Below are 18,983 nucleotides of genomic sequence, written 5' to 3'. Positions count from 1 at the left end.
TCGAATAAACTATCTTCGACTTACGATTAGACAATAATTAATTAACCATGAATAAACTAATAACTGCGCTATTGGCTTTTGGTGTTGTATTTACCATCAAAGCTCAAGAAAAAGATAAGGAGGAATGGAAGGTATCTGAGCCAACTTTGCCTTATCAAGAAACTACCATTACTACGGACGAAGGCACTTGGATGAGTGTGGACGTCAGCCCGGATGGATCGCTCCTGGTTTTCGACCTCTTGGGGGATATTTATACCCTGCCGATCACTGGAGGAAAAGCCACTGCAATACGTGAGGGGCATGCCTTTGAGGTGCAACCAAGGTTCAGTCCAGATGGCAAGCAGATCAGTTTTACCAGTGATGCTGGTGGAGGTGACAATATCTGGGTGATGAATACAGATGGCTCTGAGGCCAAACAAGTCACCAAAGAGGACTTTAGATTGTTGAACAATGCGGTATGGTCCGCTGATGGCAATTACCTATACGCCAGAAAACATTTTACATCCGAGAGATCAGCTGGTGCTGGCGAAATCTGGATGTATCATAAATCAGGTGGTGAGGGAATCCAACTGGTAGAAAAGAAAAACGAACAACAGGACATTGGTGAACCATGGGCCTCCGCAGATGGTAAATACATCTATTATAGTGAGGACATGTATCCGGGTGGATACTTTAAGTACAACAAAGACCCCAACAGTCAGATTTACGCTATCAAAAGGTATGATCTAGAAAAAGGGAAAACAGAAAGAGTAACTGGTGGAGCAGGGGGAGCTATTCGTCCAGTAACTTCACACAAGGGAGACCAATTGGCTTTTGTACGTCGCGTTCGAGAAAAAACAGTGTTGTATTTGCATGATCTGAAAACTGGAGCAGAGTGGCCTATTTACGATGACTTGACGAAGGATCAGCAAGAGGCATGGGCAATTTTTGGCCCCTTCACGGGTTTCAACTGGACACCAGATGATCAAGATATTATCTTTTGGTCGAAAGGAAAGATCAGAAGGATCAATGTGTCTAGTATGAAAGTCACTACCATACCTTTCGAGGCCACAGCTACACACAAAATAGTGGATGCACTGAAATTTAAAAATGAGGCAGCACCAGATCAATTTACTGCCAAGGCCATTCGGCAAGCAGTGACTTCGCCAGATGGAAAAACATTAGTTTTTAACGCAGCTGGATATTTGTGGAAAAAGGCATTGCCAAATGGCACACCAAGCAGATTGACCAATGGAACAGATTTGGAGTTCGAACCTGTGTATTCCAGAGACGGCAAGTATTTGACTTATGTCACTTGGAATGATGACAACATGGGTGCGATCCATAGATTAGACATGAGCTCACCTAAGAACAAGCCAGCAAAACTCACATCAGAAAAAGCGATTTACCGTGAGCCGAGCTTTCATCCTAAGGATGTAAATACAATGGTCTATAGAAAAGAAAATGGTAATGGCCATCAAGGGTATGTTCATACCAAAGAGCCTGGCTTGTATTTACTGAAAGTGAGTAATTCTAAAAAAACTTCAACGATCGCCACTAAAATTATAGATGAAGGGTCTTACCCCAAATTCAATCAAGCAGGAGATCGTGTTTACTACCAAACAGGAGGTTATCTTTTTGGGGAGTTGGAAAAAACATTAAAGTCTGTCAAACTGGATGGAACGGACGAAAGAGAGATTGTCAAATCAAAGTATGCCCAGCGTATCATTCCAAGCCCAGATGAAAAATGGGTAGCATTTTCTAATCTCTACAAAGTTTATATCGCAGCTATGCCCTTGGCTGGGAAAACGATCACGCTCGACGGAAAATCTACGAATGTACCTGTAGCTCAGGTAGCTAAAGATGCAGGCATCAACTTACAGTGGTCTACTGATTCTAAGCGACTCAACTGGACTTTAGGAGATGAATATTTTAGCAACGCGATCAATGATCGATTCCTATTTGTAGAAGGTGCACCAGATAGCATATCACCCATGGATTCTGTAGGCATCAAAATTGGTCTTCAATTGACGACTGATAAGCCTACAGGCCAAGTGGCTTTCACCAATGCGAGAATCATCACCCTGAATGGAGATCAGGTGATTGAGAGAGGAACGGTAGTAGTTGAAGCAAACAAAATTGTGGCTGTAGGAGAAAATGTAGATGTTCCAGCTGGCGCCAAATTGATAGACGTGACGGGCAAAACGATCATGCCTGGATTGATAGATGTGCATGCGCATTTGGGTGCTTTTAGATATGGATTGAGCCCACAGCAGCATTGGCAATATCATACAAACTTAGCGTATGGCGTGACTACTACTCATGATCCATCTTCGAATACAGAGATGGTTTTCTCGCAATCAGAAATGGTGAAATCAGGTGCTATGGTTGGACCAAGGATCTTCTCTACTGGAGTGATTCTTTATGGCGCAGATGGAGACTTCAAAGCCTTAGTAAATAATTTAGACGATGCACGTTCAGCCATCACAAGAACCAAGGCTTTTGGTGCCTTTTCAGTAAAGAGTTACAATCAGCCTAGAAGAGACCAACGCCAACAAGTAATTCAAGCTGCTCATGAACAACAAGTGGAAGTGGTTCCAGAAGGCGGTTCCAATTTCTTTCATAACCTCACGATGATTTTAGATGGGCACACAGGCGTAGAGCATAACTTACCTGTTGGTGAATTGCATAACGATGTGATCCAATTGTGGAAGGCCAGTAAGACAGGCTATACACCTACATTGTTAGTAAACTATGGGGCCATGAGTGGGGAGTATTACTGGTATCAAACCACTAATGTCTGGGAGGATGAGAAACTTTTGACATTTACCCCAAGAAGTATCATTGACTCCAGATCAAGACACAGAACCATGATCCCAATGAAGGAATATGAAAATGGGCATATTCTCACTTCGCAAAGTTGCAAGAAACTGACGGATGTGGGTGTGAAGGTGAATTTGGGTGCTCATGGACAGCTACAAGGCTTGGGTGCACATTGGGAACTTTGGGAGTTGGCTCAAGGCGGAATGACTAACTTGGAGGCTTTGCGAGCTGCTACTATGAATGGCGCCAACTATATCGGCATGGATGACGAGATTGGATCAATTGAAGTAGGCAAATTGGCGGACTTGATTGTATTGGAAAAGAATCCATTAGAAAACATTCAGCATTCAAATTCTGTGGTTTACACCATGATCAATGGACGGTTGTATGATTCGAACACTATGAACGAAGTGGGCAACTACAACCAACCCAGAGGTAAGTTCTATTGGGAACAAGCAGGCTATGCCCCAGTTTTCGATTGGCATGGTGCCAGTGACACAGGATGTTCCTGTAGGGCTGGGCATTAATCACAAAGAAAGGTCGGGTAAATTATTTACCCGACCTTTCTTTGTGATTAGAATTCTTGTGAAGAAGGTTTTGTTAATTGATCAATTTTTTTCTGAGAATAATTGTTAGGGCCTATTTGCAAGGCTTTTGAGAAAAGTTCAATGGCCAAAAGCGTGTCGGTTTCAGCTAAATGACAATCACCTTTCGAGTCATATACGTTTGTCATATTTGGATAATTCTGAATATTGAGATCAAAGAATGCATGCGCGGTTTTAAAGTTATTGGCACTCATCATATAATATCCAATGTTGTTGACCAAGTTTGCTGGTGGCAAGACCTCATAGCCAAATTTTTTGGAGACTGTACCATAATGATCGTTCATGAGCGCAATCAACGTTTTTGGGTCAGCACTCGTGTCATAAAGTTGGCTTTGGTTGAAATTATACCATGGAAATAGAAATCGAAAGGCATCATACGCTGTAATAAATGGCACACTGCCGTGCGAATCATCTTCATAATACTTCCATCCAAAATCGAGTTTGTTTTTTTCATTAGCGTCCAAAGTGTTGACAAAGTTCAGAATGGTTCTAATGTGCAGAGTTGAAGCAGTTGTATCATTTTTTACATTTTCAATACTCATACCCTCAGGCATAGTATTGGCAACGCCAATAAATAAAGATTTCCCTTCATAATTGTTTTCTCTCAGAGTTGAATCTGCCATGTCATAAAATTTCTTGTCCCACCACAAACTTGGATCAATAGCAACATAGTTATTGAATAGATGAGGTCTTGATATCAAAGCATTGATGACACTTAATCCACCAAATGAGTGACCTACGAAAGTTTTATATGAGGTTACAGGATATTTTTTCTCCACATACGGTATTAACTCCTTTTCAATGAAGGAGAGAAAGTCATTTCCACCACCAGACTCGTACAGGATGCTATCGCCGTTATGAGGATCAATAAAAGACTCGGTAGGCGTAAGATCTCTACTACGGTTCGTATTGGAAATAGCAACTACGATTGTTTCAGGCATTACGCTATTGTTGCTAGCTGGACTTAGTTGATTGATCATTCCAGTAGCTGAGTGAAAGTGAGCTGAACCGTCAAGTATATAAAGAACAGGGTATTTCTGGCTCTCGAATAATTCATTATTGGAACTTCTTGGTACATGTACCCATATATTTCGAGACTCTTTTAATGTCTCGGAGTAAACACTGTCTTTATGACCAATTACAATTTGAGTGTTTTTCTCGTTTGCTACAGATGATTTATCTTGTTTTTGACAATTGGCTAGCCCAGCAATGAATAGAAAAACGCCAAAGAATTGGAATAGTGATTTAATAAGCATACGGTTATATTTAGTGAAACTTAAAACTAATCAAGAACCATTGAGCATTAATTTTTTTATGAATGTTCCAAAGGTTTGAGAACAAACTTACTTCTCAGAGTTATTTTGAAATGTTCTTAAATAATCAGTTGCTTCCTTAAAAGTTGTGACCCAGATTTCCTCTCTTTTCGAATCCAAGTATTTCAACAATTCTTCATGTGCTTCACTGCTGATCTGCATGTGCTCTGCTCCCACACCGTGAAAGGTGATTGTACTCAAGGTTTCATTTTGAATGATGGTATCTATATAGGCAATCAAGAAATGTGCGCCATGATTATTAGGTGCCCAAGAAGGAACGTGGAATAGATCAATTTCAAGTGGTGAAGGCAATTTGGTAGGTATTTCAGAAGCATCTCTAGCAGCTGTAGCATAGTTAAAAAGAGCTACACTATAATCTTCCCCATCGGCTAAATAGTTGGAGCAAGGATAAGCAAACGTTCTCTGTCTACTACTATCCAAAGCCTGCAAGAAAGTATTACCCATCTGGATCTCTTCATAGATTTTTTCGAGAGAATAGTCATCCAGATTGTGACGATCAGCAACCCAATCCATACTTTCCAAGGATTTTTGACATGGATGATATAGCGTGTGATTTCCCAATTCATGACCCGACGCAGCTAGAGATTTCCATTTTTCCATATCGTCATATATGGAAGGAGAAGAAAGTGTGGGGAAAAAAGTTCCCTTGAAATTGTACTGTGCTAGCATAGGAGCGGCCGTGTAGATATGGCTGGGAAGCCCATCGTCATAAGTCAGGCATATAGCGGCTTTAGCGCCATTGGGCCAGATGAGTGCTTTTTTATTCTGCCCGTGAGCAACAAAACAAATGATGAGGAAGAAATGGGTGATTAGGGATTTCATGATCATTCAAAATTAGTAAATACTGTGAACCGCAAAAAATTTCAATTCCAATCAAAGTCAACGATGGATTGCTTCTCTAATAACTGTGTGGGTATTACTTTTTGAATGGTTTCCTTGAGTCGTTCAATCACAGATTCTTTGATGTAGCTGTTGTGCACCACGATACTTACCTCCCGCACGGGTTGAGGATTCGTGAATCTTCTGATATGAACATCATCTTGTGCAGGACTGACAGATAGCTCTGGTACGAGGGTATAGCCAACTCCTTTTTGTACCAGGCTCTTGAGTGCTTCTATCGAGCCACTTTGATATTCGAATCCAATAGAGGAACCATGTTTTGCACCTTTGCAAATAGATAGGGCCTGCTCTCGAAAGCAATGGCCTTCGTCCAACACCAAAACTTCGCTTGGATCCAGATCTTCAGCTAGCATCAGTTTCTCATTCAACAAACGATGATGCTCAGGTAAGTAAAGCAAAAAGGGTTCATAAAACACAGGTATTTCTCTAATAGCTGATTCATTGAGTGGAGTGACCAAAATACCAATATCTATGATGCCATTTTCGAGCTGAGAGATGATTTGGCTAGTTTGAAGCTCCCTGATTTTCAAATGAATTTTTGGGTTCTCTTTGATGAATGAAGGGAGAAATTGAGGCAGTAAATAGGGGGCTAGGGTAGGAATAATCCCAACCGTATATTCTCCTTCCAGCGTTTCTTTCTCGTGGGTCACAAACTCCTTGAGCTGTTTGGATTCGCGGAGAATCTGTCTGGCTCTAAGAATGATTTCCTTGCCAATTTCTGTGGGTTGGAGTGGCTTCTTGTCACGATCAAAAATTCTAACCCCGATTTCCACTTCCAATTTTTTGACCTGCATGGTCAGGTTGGGCTGAGAGACATAGCAGTGCTCAGCTGCAGTGACATAGTGGCGATACTCATCCAGCGCGATGATATATTCAAACTGCTGTAGCGTCATATAATTTTATCTTATACAAGTATAATAATTATTGATTTGAATAATATCTTATTATTCGCCACATTTAAAGAACATTGACTTAACAAACTAAAAAGATTAAAAAAATGGGAAACAATAATTCTAATGGTGCAGGCAAATGCCCTTTTCATGGAGGCGAATTAAATCATGCAGCTGGTGAGGGCACGTCCAATCTCGACTGGTGGCCAAATATGCTCAAACTGAATATCCTCAGACAACATTCTAACCTATCCAACCCCATGGGAGAAGATTTTGATTATGCCAAGGAGTTTAAGAAACTGGATCTAAAGGCCATAAAAAAAGATCTGTACGATTTGATGACAGCCTCTCAGGACTGGTGGCCGGCTGACTATGGTCATTATGGCCCTTTCTTTATCCGCATGGCTTGGCACAGCGCAGGCACCTATAGAATCCAGGATGGGCGTGGAGGTGCTGGATCAGGTACGCAGCGATTCGCCCCGCTTAATAGCTGGCCAGACAATGGTAACTTGGATAAAGCACGTTTGCTTCTTTGGCCTGTCAAGCAGAAATATGGAAAGCAAATTTCCTGGGCAGATCTGATGGTGCTAGCTGGCAACTGCGCTTTAGAATCTATGGGGTTCAAAACGTACGGATTTGCAGGAGGTAGAGCTGATGTTTGGCATCCTGAGGAGGATATTTATTGGGGAGCAGAAACAGAGTGGCTAGGTGACAAAAGATATACAGGTGAGCGTGAATTGGAGAATCCACTGGGTGCGGTTCAGATGGGATTGATATATGTAAACCCTGAAGGGCCAAATGGTAATCCAGATCCTCTGAAATCGGCCTTTGATATTCGAGAGACTTTTGGGCGAATGGCTATGAACGATGAAGAAACGGTTGCTTTGGTTGCGGGGGGCCACACTTTTGGCAAAGCACACGGAGCAGCAGACCCTGGCAAGTATGTGGGCAGAGAACCTGCTGGTGCAAGTATTGAAGAGCAAAGTATGGGTTGGAAGAATACCTTTGGCAGTGGACACGGAGATGATACGATTACTAGTGGCATAGAAGGGGCTTGGACGTCTACGCCTACAGAATGGAACAATGAATATTTTGATGTTTTGTTTGGGTATGAATGGGAATTGACGAAAAGTCCAGCTGGCGCAAATCAGTGGACACCAACAGCAGCTTCTCATGCGAAACAGGCACCAGCAGCAGGAGATGCATCAAAAACTCAGGCGTTGATGATGACCACAGCTGACATGGCATTGAAAATGGATCCTATCTACGAACCCATCTCCAGACGCTTTCACCAAAACCCTGAGGAGTTTGCTGAGGCATTTGCGAAAGCATGGTATAAATTGACGCATAGAGACATGGGGCCGATTGCGCTTTATTTAGGAAGTGAAGTGCCCACAGAAGAACTGATATGGCAAGACCCGATTCCAACAGTTACACATGAATTGATCAATGCTAACGACATAGCAGATCTCAAAGCAAAAATTTTGGCTTCTGGATTATCTGTTTCGGAATTGGTATCTACAGCCTGGGCATCAGCATCTACTTTTCGTGGCTCGGATAAAAGAGGAGGAGCCAATGGCGCTCGCATACGTTTAGCTCCACAAAAGGATTGGAGAGCAAATAACCCTGCGCAACTTTCTAAAGTGCTTGGAAAACTGGAAGGTATTCAAAAGGGATTCAATAAAACTGTTTCTCTTGCGGACTTAATTGTATTGGGCGGATGTGCTGGAATAGAGCAAGCGGCTAAGGATGCTGGTCACAGTATCACAGTGCCTTTCAGCCCTGGTCGAGCAGATGCTTCTGCCGAGCAGACGGATGTGGATTCGTTCATGGCGCTTGAACCTTTGGCCGACGGATTCCGAAACTATATGAAGGAGGGTTATACCATATCTGCAGAAGAGATGCTGGTGGACAAAGCGCAATTGATGACACTTACGGCTCCAGAAATGACGGCACTTGTCGGAGGTATGAGAGTACTGAGTACCAACTATGATGATTCTGATCATGGTGTATTCACCAAGCAGCCAGGAAAGTTGACAAATGATTTCTTTGTCAATCTACTGGACTTAGGAACCTCCTGGAAAGCAACATCAGATACACAAGATGTATTCGAAGGACGAGATCGCCAGACAGGTCAGGTCAAATGGACTGGAACTAGAGTGGATTTGATTTTTGGATCAAATTCTGAGCTCAGAGCCTTGGCGGAGGTTTATGGATGTAGAGACTCACAAGACAAGTTTGTGAAAGATTTTGTAGCCGCATGGGACAAGGTGATGAACCTAGACCGATTTGATTTGGCTTAAAATATTAAGTAATCTAAAGTTGTCGTTTCGACGATAGGAGAAATCTCATCTACATTAAAGAAGACACCTCCTATCGTCATCATGACAAAATAGAGTTGTTTCATATATAGCTTTTAACACCCAAAAAGCATGATACATTTGATAACAGTCGCTGGCCAGAGCGCGCGAAACTTCTATTTGGAGCAGTCATGTATGTCCGACTTCAAGGCGCTGATGAGAACTGTCACATCAGGCCGGGTGATGATCGTGTCGACCAAGTTTAGATCGGATTTGTTTTATAGCTCTGAAAAGCCCAAGCATGACTCTATTTTGAAATTGTGGGCACTTTATGCAAAAGCTGATCTGTCTGGCTTACGCCAAAAAGATATTTGCACTTATATAGGAAGGGAAACTTCGTTTACTGAATACTTTCAGTCCATCAGCAGACTTTCTTCCAACTGGTATTACTATCAGCAGTATCAGAAAGCTTTTTACGAAACGTATTCAAACGATCAGCAAAACCCAGTGACCATGGTAGTAGTAGGGTGTGATCAGCATTTGCTTAATCACTCCAGTATCCAAAGGGAGCCTTTGCTGGGCGTGAACCAATTAATCAGTGTTGAACTAACGGGGGACACTTTTATGCTTGCTATGCACATACTCAAAAACGAAGCGCATGCCAATTGAGAAGGTAAAAAAGGGTTGCTATCAAAGTTTTATTTATGCAACAATTATTAAATGTTGGAAGTCGTATTCTATCTGCTACTTTACATAACACTAAGCAAACAATCAAAATTCAGTGTCATATTCAGGTCAGCAAAGTTCTAGCTCTTTTTGTTGTGATTAAGGCAATAGTGGTAACTGTTATGAAGGTACAAGACAAAGAACCTTCAAAACCAAATTGTCCGCCTGTCAAATATTCAGCCCCAACTTCTTTTAATGTGAGTAGTGAATAACTATCATTTCCACTAACTGCAAAACCAAAAACAGGACCTTGTAGAAAATTCCAAAGGGTATGCAAACTAATTACCAACCATAAATTATCAGATATCTGATACAGTTTACCTAATAAAATCCCAACTAAAAATATATTAAATAAGGCCAATAGTGAGATATCTGGATTTAAACTATGCAAGAAAGCAAATAGAAATGAACTTAGAATTAATGCCCATTTATCGCCAACGTTTTGACTTAAATTAGTTTGTATATAGCCTCTAAATACAAGTTCTTCAAAAAAACCAACGAATAAGAATGATAGCAAACTAAGAATTAGTGAAGTCAAGTTGAACTGCGTATTAATTATGGAAACTTGCCCAGAGAGTAATAAAGACAAGAGGCCTATACCTAAAACTAGTGTGGCTATAAAGCCACCTGTCAAACTATGTTTATAGCTAAAGTCAATGCCGATGGTTTTAATACTTTGCTTATCAAGCTTAAGTCTGAACCAATATACCAAGCCAAACAAACAAAAAGCTGCTATTAGGTTTGATAGCATAGTGCCTAATAAGGCGTTATCAAAAAGCTCACGAATAATTTCTGACAGAACCAAAACGATTACTGTAAGTATCAATATCAGTGTAATACGAAGCCATAGGGGTATTTTCTTTTTCATATATAAGTGTATTTAAATTATAATCTTAGACGATTGTACTACAATCAAAACCGATAAAGGGTTTAGTCCTTGTTGATCACTGTGTGCAGCGGATTGTTGCTCGCAAACAAAGAGGCTGCTATAGCATTTTAAGTTCAATTGTTCTCTCAATATTTGTCTGTTCCAAGAAGCTATCATCATGAGAAACAACAATCAAAGTTCCCTGATATTCATTGATGGCAGAAGTTAATATTTCAATGTTCTGAATGTCTAAATTGTTGGTTGGTTCGTCTAATACGACCATATCAGGTGATTGACGACTAATGGTTAAACAGCACAGCATCAAACGCATTCTTTCACCTCCACTCAGTATATCACAGGGTTTATCCCAATCTTCTTTGGTGAACAAAAACCGATTCAGTCTGGTTTTGATTTCGTGCTCTTGTAATGCAGAAATGTTGAATTGCTCGGCCTGCTCATAAACTTTTAGCTCATTGTTAATAAGTGAATAGTCTTGATCAATGTAAACGGATTGGTTTTCCACGCGATTGATTGTTCCTGTTTTTGGTTTTAGACTACCCAAAATCAATTTTATCAGAGTTGTTTTTCCTGAACCGTTCAATCCTTTTAGAGCAATGCGTTCACCACTTTTGATTTGAAAGTTTAGACTTTCTGGCCATAGCTGTTGAACATCATAGCTAAAGTTTACTCCTGAGGCAGTAAACAATATTTTGCCTCTATGTAACCCAGAGTTGTCAAACCCAAACTTCATTTTGTCTAGATCTGGTAGCTCCGAGCGCAATTCTTGTAATTCCTGTGAAATAATACTAATCTTTTCAGTATGTATACCTTTTAGTTTTGATGAACTATTTTCAGAATCGTTTTTCATCTTATTCATCATCACTTTGGGCATACCAGATTTGCTTTGTTTTTTTTTCCCTCGAGCATCTAACCTTTGCTTTCGTTCGAGGGCTTCCCTCTCTCTTTCTTTGGCTTTTCGCAGGGCATTTTCTTTGCTATGAATGTCTTGGTTTAGGGCATTATTTTCAATTTGCTTTTGTTTGACATAAAAATCATAGTTGCCACCATAAACGATAAGGCCTTGTTTGCTTAATTCACAAACTGTATTCAAAAGGTTCAATAATTTTCTGTCGTGACTCACTACCAGTAATGCGGTTGATGTGGATTGAATAAAACTATATAATTGCTGTCTGCCAGACAGATCCAAATGATTACTAGGCTCGTCCAGCAAGGCCAACTTGGGAGCGTGAATGGAAATGCCTGCAAGAAAGACTCTTGTTTTTTGTCCGCCACTTAAGGATTCCATTTTTTGTGCCAAATCCACGTCGCTCAATTCCCAATAGTTTAAGGCGGCTTGGCAACGGTCTTCGATCGTCCAGTCATTACCAAGCAAAGCATAGTTTTCTTCCGTTACATGGCCAATTAATATTTCCTGCATGGCCCTGAGTTTGTCTTCGATCTGCAAAACTTTTGCAATCGTTAAATGATTGTATTGGTCAAAAATTTGTGGCACATAGTATGGCTCTACATCAATCTTTAGTTGTCCATTGGATGGCAGTAGTTCTTTTGCGACAATTTTCAATAAGGTGGATTTCCCCACTCCGTTGTGACCGATTAAAGCTATTTTGTTGTGATTGCTTACTGAAAGGTGGACATTTTCAAACAGCAAATCTTTGTTGGGATGTGAGTATGAAATGTTTTGAAGAAAAAGCATAATTTCTTTCGTTAAAGAGTAAAAAATCAACAAAATGGTTGCCTTCCTTATCTTTTGAAGGAAATTAATTTAACATGATTTTGTTCTGATTTCACTAATACACTTTAGAATAATAGGTAAAAATGAAATATTCAAGGGAGCGAGGAGGAATGATCTCGCACTCACATATCCGAATCGCTCCCTTAGGAAAACTGGACTGACTTGTCTCCACCGACATGTTCAACACCCAGTACCTATACCAGTTTAATAATCAATATCCGCCAATGTTAAAATTGACCAGATTGTTTTGCCGTTACCTCATTCATTCGTGGGGTACTTGGGAAACATCCAACCTTTTTCCTTTAGCTTCCACTGCAGATATGCAAAAAAACCCAACAACCTCAACTGACTCAACGCTAATACAACTAATATTAGACTTTAGATTTCCTAGTGGACTTGTGAACAGCTCACCAAAACCCCCTGGACGATCCAGTACTTCTCTCATTTCAGACAAAAAATGATAGGCCTCATTGGTAATAGAATGAATTTCAACACTTAAAGAATCTCCATCCTCATAGGGTGGTAAGACATTCAATTCATCCTTTGGATCTTCATCAAATCTGTTGACCTGATCTCTGATAGGCTGGATGAATACCAAACCATCTATGACCGCTCCTGCATTAAACCCGGCGTCATAAGCAATATTGATTTCAGAAGGTTTATTTAGATATAGTCCATTTTTGTATGATTTGATCCAATAAGTATCTCCAGTTCCGATTGGGTCTCTGGCATAAAAAGTGCCCATATGCATATCTGGGTTACCTAAACTGGCTTTCTCAAACCTAAAGGAGACACTGTCAATTTCTGGTACCCTGTTTTTTACTGATACCGACTGGAAGAGTATTCCATCTACGAGTACGCTGAGGGTATATGTTTTACCAACAGAACCAAAACCAACATTTCCATCGGGCATCCAAACGTATTCACCTTTTCCAGCATCTTGAAAATCGAACCTGTTGTTTTCATTATCCTGAATGTACACCTCAGCTCCGTTCAATCCTTCTCTTACGCTATTATCAAAATAAGGAGCACTTTTATACACTCTGATAGTTTGAGCTTCTATCTTATCATTGACCCAAGCGTCGATAGCGAGAATTTGATCTGCTTCCTTGAGTTTCGGGTAGATTTGATCCTCACAGGCCATCAAGCCAAAGGCAGACAAAAGAAAAATATATTTATTTATTGATTTCATGACTTAAAATTTAAAATTGTAAGAAATAGCTGGCATCATTGTTCCTATGATTGACACCTGAGTGGCTTGTGTTGAAATAGGGTCTCCTGATATTGGGGCATCATTGTCTTGAGAAAAATAGATTGAAAACGGATTTTGCTTTCCGTAGACGTTGTAGATTGAAAATACCCAGTAACTGTGATACTTTTTCAGTTCACCTTTTTTATTCAGGGTTTTACCCTGAAGTGTTGCTGAAAGATCTAATCTGTGATAATTTGGTATCCTGAATCCATTTCTTTCGTTGCCAGCGACGTGAGGAACAGCGTAATCTCCTACGTAGTATCTGGATGTTGGAAAAGTTGTAGGCGTACCGGTCAAGAAGCTGAAATTGGCTGAAAAACTCCAGCGATTCTCAGTATCATAAAAAACAGCTGCTTTAAAATTGTGTCTTTGATCATATCTGGTATCGTACCAATTATCATTGTTGATACCATCGACTTTTAACTCAGTCTTTGCAAGTGTATAACTAACCCAACCAGTAAATTTTCCAGTATTTTTCTTGGCTATTATTTCCAATCCGTAGGCTCTCCCTTCTCCACTTAATAGGTCACCTTCCAGATATTCATTGATTAGTAAATCTGCCCCATTGATATAATCAATTTGGTTAAGGGTTTTTCTGTAATAAGTTTCGGCAGACAACTCAAGATTGTTGTCTGGACCAAAGTTTCTAAACCAACCCAAAGCTATTTGATGACCAATCTGTGGCTTAATGTTATTACTACTTGGCGTCCATACATCTAATGGATTGGATGCTGTTGTATTAGAAATCAAATGAATATATTGAGATGTTTTATTGTAACTGGCTTTCAATGAGCTGTAGTCATTCAACTGATATTTCATCGCAAATCTTGGTTCTAGGTTGTGGTAAGATTGCATGAGATCGCCTTTGTTATGAGACTCAACTCCCACCACAGGTTTTCTTGTCCCTGGGGTAGTATCACCATAAGTGATAGACTTGCCGGAACCTAATAAGGCAAAAGAAGAAAGTCGAACCCCATATTCTAATTCTACATTATTTCCTATTTTTTGATTATTGGACACGAAGGTTGTAGACTCTATTACATGTTTTTGTTCCAGACTAAAATCAATTATTTCACCTTCACTTACGCCCGATGCATTGGCAGGTTCAAAACTAAAATATAATGTTTCTCCTCCGAACGAAATTTCATTTTCAGGATTTATAAAAAAGGTAAACTCAGGTTTGAAGCTGAAATTTTTAACTCTGGAACTCCAATCAAATTCGTTGTCTTGGTCTTCTCCAAATGCCAATAAGTATTTATAATCACTGGTGTAGATAGTAAAGTTTGAAAACAATCGCTCATTAAAAATGTGATTCCATCGTAAAGTGGCGGTACGATTGCCCCAACTAAACCCTTGATCTTCATCAAAATTGAAATTGTCTTTGCCCCAATAGCCAGAAAGATAAACTCTGTTGTTCTCATTGATATTCCAATTGGTTTTCAGTGTGAGATCGTAGAAGTTGAGTCCTGCTCCATTATCAAGCTCCTCTACAAATGGCTTGGCTATAATATCAATATATGATCTACGACCTGCGAGTATAAATGAAGCCTTTTCTTTCGCAATTGGCCCCTCCACTGCGAATCGACTAAAAATAGTGCCGATTCCGCCTTCTGCAGTAAATTCCTTACTGTTACCTTCTTTCATTCTGATGTCAAGTACAGATGCGATACGACCACCATATCTAGCAGGAATACCGCCCTTGATAAGGTTAACATCTTTCACTGCATCTGGATTGAACACTGAGAAGAATCCCAAACAATGGGAAGAATTGTATACTGGTGCTTCATCAAGCAAAATCATATTTTGCCCAACACTTCCGCCACGGACATTGAATCCTGAGGCTCCTTCTCCCACAGTAGATACTCCTGGTAGAAATTGAATACTTTTGATCACATCTGATTCTCCCATAAATGAGGGCATTTTTTGAATCGTTTGAATATCCAATTTGTTACTGCTCATTTGAATGCCTGACACATTAATATCTTCAGGTTCTGCAGAGATTACGATTTCGTCAAGTTGTTGACTTTCTTCTGGTAGTTCAATGTCAACTCTTTGATTACCACTTGTTAGGTCCACCGTCTGTTCTACACTTATAAAACCGATGTACCTAAACTCCACTTCATAAGTGTCCGCAGGTAATGTCAGAGAATAAAAGCCATATACGTTCGTAATGGCCCCTTGCGTAGTGCCTTTGATAAGCACTGTCGCCCCAATTAGCGTCTCGCCATTACTGGCGTCTTTCAGATAACCACTCATGGTATACCCCTGTCCCCTGACACTCAGTATCAGAAAACTTAGCATTGTAGCTAGAATTAATCGCTTCATTTGTTTATTGATTTGTTATTGTTTTTTTAAGTTTTTGATGTCAAAAATGTTTGACCGATGTTCAGGCTATTGCAAGTCCTAATTTGGTCAGTTTAGCAATCCGTTTTCCAAGGATTTTCAAGGCTTCATTATAAACTTCTATCCCGTGCGCGACATTTTCAAGTAGAATAATTTCCTTCAGGTTTGGAAGATTGGTTCTTGCATTTTCCATGGATTTAAGGCAAGGAAAAAGTAGATCTTTATCTCCCAGCATTAGAAAAATTGGGGATCTTACTTTATTCAGTTCTTGTCCCATATCATAGGGCTTTTGAGCATTGTCCTTGAATTGTTTTAATGCAAACAATTCATATTCAGAGAGCATTCTTTCTGCTTCTCTAGATAGCATATGATTAGGTTTGCAAAAAATTGCGTGGTTCAAGAACAGTTCAACAGTTTTTTGATTTGGCCATAGAATGGGGAGTAGATTGAAAAACAGATTTTTAGGTGAGAGAGAAAATCGCTGAAGACAACCCGGATTGAGTAGAAATGAAGCCTTGACTTTTGAAGGTGCTATCAGGCATAGTTTCATACAGATCAATCCACCAAAAGAGGCTCCAGCAATATATGCTTGATCTATGTTCAATTGATCTAAAATTTCCGAAGCCCATACTCCATATCCGTTAGATCTTATATCTGGCGTATTTCCATCGCTCAAGTTTGGTAGCCCATTAGTTTCTACCATATAAACTTTAAGATCGGAACCCAAATAATCCAGACCTCTATCTAAATCCCAAAAAAGTGCGGTTGTTCTAACACCAGGGAAAATAACCAGGGTTTCGCTAGTCTCACATTGTGAATTTATCCCCCATACGACAGTATTGCCAAGAGAAGTTTTCAAATCCAATCTTGAATATGTCCGTTTGTTGATACATTCTAATTCATGAACCCAATTAGTAAAGCGCTGTTTATCTTCTTGCTCCTTCTTAAAATAACATCTACTATGTATAACCATTACAGTATTCGTTTACTTTAGCTTGACAGGCTACCCAGAGATGCAATTCACCAGTTAATTAATACTGACATATATTAGACTGGATAAGACTGTCCTCTATTTTTTGGCAAAACTAGAAGGCGAGAATAGTTAGAATGTTCTGGTATGTAATTCCGAACCTTTTTACGGGTAGTTGAAATTTTGAATTAAAAATTCGCCACACTTGGCTGTTTGATACTTTTTTTGAATAAAAAAGCATTTATGCTGTGATTGGCTTATAAATGCGAACCTGCATTATGAAAATCCGAACGTATTAATAAGTAAGTCCTCTCGGATATTAGGATATTTTATTGAGATATTCTTTGGGTGTGATCCCTGTTTCCTTTTTGAAAAAGGTATTAAATACTGTCTTAGAATTGAATCCACTCTCGTAGGCCAATCCTATGAGTGTAAGGTGAGCATTTTTGGGATCCTTAGCTTTACGTTTAAAAGCTTCAACCCGATACTGATTGATAAATTCGTTAAAATTTTTTTGGAACCTTTCGTTGATTAGCCAGGACAGTTGATTTGGATGAATACCTATTTGTTCGGATAAGGCCCTCAAACTCAAAGATGAATCCAAATAGGGCATTTGAACTGCAAGTAAGTGGTTTAATTTTTCAGCGTATATCTCCGTTTGATGATCACTCATAATGACCTTCTTAACTCGTTTGGCCTTGTCGATTCTTGGTATCTTTCCAAATACACTATTAAAAATTGCTTTGTATCTAGGGGCACTTTTTATGGGATTCAAAAGCGGATCAGGAATAAGAATAAAGATAAGTGGAGATTTGATGTCTACAGCTTTTTGCAAATAGTCAAATGCTCGGTCAGACTGATTTGAAATCACATAGATTAGAAACAAATACGAAAGTGCTCGTTCTGCATTATCATTTTCCAATTTTTCTTCTAAGAGCTTGTGGTACTTCGCCACATTGGCTTGATCACTTTTGAATGCATGGGCAATTGCGATCATCCCAATTTTATTGGCCTCATCTATATGAGTCGCATCTTCAGAACTAAACATGTTGATCACTTCGTCTGCCCGATTGGTTAACAAAAAGCAACACCCTTTAATAATATTAGCCAACATATCCTCAGGAGTTATGGCTAAGCACATTTCCATAAGTTCCAATGACCGTTCATAATCTTCCAGCATGTAATAAATATATCCTTTAGCAAAAAAGATTTCGGATGAACGCGGATCTAAATCTATTGCAATGTCTACATGTTTTAGAGCCATCATCTTTTGGTTTATCAGAATTAGCACAAAAGATTTGAACTGATGTCCAATAGCATAATTCGGATTTATTTCAATGGCTTTATCGATGTATGCTAGACTTTTTGATATGTCCCATTCACCCCAGAAACTCAAATTTGATAATAAGTAGTATGCTTCGGGGATTTGATCGTTTAGGGCTAAAGCTTTGGTTAGGTATTTTTTTACTTCCTCAAAGGACACCTCAGTTGGTGAAAGTCCCATTACTCCAAGGAAATTATAACATTTCGCAATACCCAAGTAGGATTCAGCATGCTTAGAATCCAGATGAATGGCCCTCTGATACTTTTGAAGAGCTATTTGGATATCACCATGGTTCCACTTCTGAAAATGATAGTTTCCTTTCAGATAATTTTCATATGCTTCGAAATTGGTAGTTTGAGAATTTACTAAATGATCCTCAATTTCGAAATGGCCAAAATTTTCACGGAGTTTATCTGCAATTAGGAGACTAATTTCATCTTGAATATCAAAAACATTTTCCAGTTTTCTATCCCATGTTTCGGACCAAAAATGAAAGTCATCCTTTGTGTCGATTAGCTGAGCGGTAATTCGAATCGTATCATCAGAGCGCCTTATACTGCCTTCAAGTACAGCCGATACTCCTAACTCTAATCCTATATTCTTTAGCGATAAATTTTTATTCTTATAATAGAATGAAGAGGTTCTCGATGTTACCTTCAATCTTTTAAGTTTGGCCAGCGCATTAATAATCTCTTCCGTCATCCCATCACTGAAATACTCATTCTCAACGTCTGAACTCATATTAACAAATGGAAGAACTGCTATTGAAAGTGACTGCTCCATGAGGATTTATCAATACATAATTTAGATTAAATCTAATCAAGAAAAAGAATTAATCCTTATTGAAAGGAATAGATTGGGATGAGATTGCCTTATTGCGATAGCGGGCCTTTTCAAAATCACGAAAGCTCATGGA

12 protein-coding genes are annotated in these 18,983 nt (G+C 39.5%); 3 read left to right on the top strand and 9 right to left on the bottom strand.

The genetic code is table 11. From position 1 onward, the window contains the following. The first annotated feature begins 47 nt into the window (after positions 1–47). Positions 48–3,329, top strand: a complete 3,282-nt coding sequence (locus tag B9A58_RS10525) for an amidohydrolase family protein (RefSeq protein WP_084372806.1) — start codon at positions 48–50, stop codon at positions 3,327–3,329. A gap of 47 nt (positions 3,330–3,376) precedes the next feature. On the opposite strand, the gene B9A58_RS10520 is transcribed toward B9A58_RS10525, so the two are convergent. From B9A58_RS10520 to B9A58_RS10510, 3 genes are all read right to left on the bottom strand, one after another. Then, positions 3,377–4,663 carry an alpha/beta hydrolase-fold protein gene (locus B9A58_RS10520; RefSeq protein ID WP_084372805.1) on the bottom strand — a complete coding sequence of 429 codons (1,287 nt, stop codon included), beginning with the start codon at positions 4,661–4,663 and terminating at the stop codon, positions 3,377–3,379. Between the two features lie 87 nt (positions 4,664–4,750). Next, positions 4,751–5,563, bottom strand: coding sequence for a polysaccharide deacetylase family protein (locus B9A58_RS10515; RefSeq protein ID WP_176214748.1), 813 nt, complete (start codon positions 5,561–5,563; stop codon positions 4,751–4,753). Positions 5,564–5,604: 41 nt separating this feature from the next. Next, entirely contained in the window at positions 5,605–6,534 is a 930-nt protein-coding gene (locus B9A58_RS10510; RefSeq protein ID WP_084372803.1) for a LysR substrate-binding domain-containing protein, read from the bottom strand. Between the two features lie 104 nt (positions 6,535–6,638). Between B9A58_RS10510 and katG the strand changes: the two genes are divergently transcribed. Both katG and B9A58_RS10500 read left to right on the top strand, forming a co-directional pair. Further along, a complete protein-coding gene (gene katG, locus B9A58_RS10505) occupies positions 6,639–8,834 on the top strand; it encodes a catalase/peroxidase HPI (RefSeq protein WP_084372802.1) in 2,196 nt (731 codons plus the stop codon). 129 nt (positions 8,835–8,963) lie between these two features. Further along, positions 8,964–9,500 carry a hypothetical protein gene (locus tag B9A58_RS10500; RefSeq protein ID WP_139793834.1) on the top strand — a complete coding sequence of 179 codons (537 nt, stop codon included), beginning with the start codon at positions 8,964–8,966 and terminating at the stop codon, positions 9,498–9,500. 121 nt (positions 9,501–9,621) lie between these two features. Here the strand turns inward: B9A58_RS10500 and B9A58_RS10495 are convergent, their stop codons facing one another. The 6 genes from B9A58_RS10495 to B9A58_RS10470 all read right to left on the bottom strand — a co-directional run bounded on the left by B9A58_RS10495 (position 9,622) and on the right by B9A58_RS10470 (position 18,850). Then, positions 9,622–10,425, bottom strand: coding sequence for a CPBP family intramembrane glutamic endopeptidase (locus tag B9A58_RS10495; RefSeq protein ID WP_084372800.1), 804 nt, complete (start codon positions 10,423–10,425; stop codon positions 9,622–9,624). A gap of 118 nt (positions 10,426–10,543) precedes the next feature. Continuing rightward, the gene (locus B9A58_RS10490) at positions 10,544–12,139 is read right to left on the bottom strand and encodes an ABC-F family ATP-binding cassette domain-containing protein (protein ID WP_084372799.1); all 1,596 of its coding nucleotides are present in this window, start codon (positions 12,137–12,139) and stop codon (positions 10,544–10,546) included. Between the two features lie 301 nt (positions 12,140–12,440). Beyond that, positions 12,441–13,370 carry a DUF4249 domain-containing protein gene (locus B9A58_RS10485; RefSeq protein WP_084372798.1) on the bottom strand — a complete coding sequence of 310 codons (930 nt, stop codon included), beginning with the start codon at positions 13,368–13,370 and terminating at the stop codon, positions 12,441–12,443. 3 nt (positions 13,371–13,373) lie between these two features. Next, positions 13,374–15,755 (bottom strand): TonB-dependent receptor, encoded by a 2,382-nt coding sequence (locus tag B9A58_RS10480; RefSeq protein ID WP_084372797.1) that lies wholly within the window; start codon positions 15,753–15,755, stop codon positions 13,374–13,376. 61 nt (positions 15,756–15,816) lie between these two features. Beyond that, complete coding sequence (locus B9A58_RS10475) at positions 15,817–16,746, bottom strand: alpha/beta fold hydrolase (RefSeq protein ID WP_084372796.1); 930 nt, start codon at positions 16,744–16,746, stop codon at positions 15,817–15,819. A 316-nt stretch (positions 16,747–17,062) separates the two neighbouring features. After that, positions 17,063–18,850: a helix-turn-helix domain-containing protein gene (locus B9A58_RS10470; RefSeq protein WP_084372795.1), complete on the bottom strand. Its 1,788-nt coding sequence runs from the start codon at positions 18,848–18,850 to the stop codon at positions 17,063–17,065. Between the last annotated feature and the right edge of the window lie 133 nt (positions 18,851–18,983).

It is taken from the genome of Reichenbachiella faecimaris, assembly GCF_900176375.1.
GTDB lineage: Bacteria > Bacteroidota > Bacteroidia > Cytophagales > Cyclobacteriaceae > Reichenbachiella > Reichenbachiella faecimaris.
Note: the sequence above shows the minus strand (reverse complement) of the source record. Positions and strands in the feature narration are given on the sequence as shown.

Coding starts and splice junctions, on each gene's coding strand:
- B9A58_RS10525 (WP_084372806.1), top strand. CDS start 48: ATGAATAAACTAATAACTGCGCTATTGGCTTTTGGTGTTGTATTTACC.
- B9A58_RS10520 (WP_084372805.1), bottom strand. CDS start 4,663: ATGCTTATTAAATCACTATTCCAATTCTTTGGCGTTTTTCTATTCATT.
- B9A58_RS10515 (WP_176214748.1), bottom strand. CDS start 5,563: ATGAAATCCCTAATCACCCATTTCTTCCTCATCATTTGTTTTGTTGCT.
- B9A58_RS10510 (WP_084372803.1), bottom strand. CDS start 6,534: ATGACGCTACAGCAGTTTGAATATATCATCGCGCTGGATGAGTATCGC.
- katG (WP_084372802.1), top strand. CDS start 6,639: ATGGGAAACAATAATTCTAATGGTGCAGGCAAATGCCCTTTTCATGGA.
- B9A58_RS10500 (WP_139793834.1), top strand. CDS start 8,964: ATGATACATTTGATAACAGTCGCTGGCCAGAGCGCGCGAAACTTCTAT.
- B9A58_RS10495 (WP_084372800.1), bottom strand. CDS start 10,425: ATGAAAAAGAAAATACCCCTATGGCTTCGTATTACACTGATATTGATA.
- B9A58_RS10490 (WP_084372799.1), bottom strand. CDS start 12,139: ATGCTTTTTCTTCAAAACATTTCATACTCACATCCCAACAAAGATTTG.
- B9A58_RS10485 (WP_084372798.1), bottom strand. CDS start 13,370: ATGAAATCAATAAATAAATATATTTTTCTTTTGTCTGCCTTTGGCTTG.
- B9A58_RS10480 (WP_084372797.1), bottom strand. CDS start 15,755: ATGAAGCGATTAATTCTAGCTACAATGCTAAGTTTTCTGATACTGAGT.
- B9A58_RS10475 (WP_084372796.1), bottom strand. CDS start 16,746: ATGGTTATACATAGTAGATGTTATTTTAAGAAGGAGCAAGAAGATAAA.
- B9A58_RS10470 (WP_084372795.1), bottom strand. CDS start 18,850: ATGGAGCAGTCACTTTCAATAGCAGTTCTTCCATTTGTTAATATGAGT.